At 46.5% G+C, this 282-nt stretch carries 1 protein-coding gene; it reads right to left on the reverse strand.

The annotated features are described in order from the left end of the window. Nucleotides 1-282 (reverse strand): hypothetical protein (locus HJY11_RS13560; protein WP_208076460.1); only part of this gene is annotated, 282 nt, incomplete at both ends.

Raw genomic sequence — 282 nt, forward strand, 5'->3', positions numbered from 1 at the left:
GGCTCAATTTCAAGCAGTTCAAAAAAGCGCGTATGTACGGCATGCCAACTGTTGCGGGTCCATAGAGGTGAAAATTTGTAATGGTTTTGGCATCTTCTCTTTCCCTAATGGTGATGAGCAGTTCATTTTCAAGTTTAAACCGAAAGGTGACCTCTCGGTAGGGGTGAGAAATCCCATAGGCGTCAATATAGCTGGAGTGCTCTGTTATCGTGGGCGAAGACAGGTCTCCAATTTTTTCTGCGTTGCCGGCGAGCTCTTTTACAATGAGCCTGTTGTACAGCG

It is taken from the genome of Bittarella massiliensis (ex Durand et al. 2017) (assembly GCF_017566145.1).
Lineage (GTDB): Bacteria > Bacillota > Clostridia > Oscillospirales > Ruminococcaceae > Bittarella > Bittarella massiliensis_A.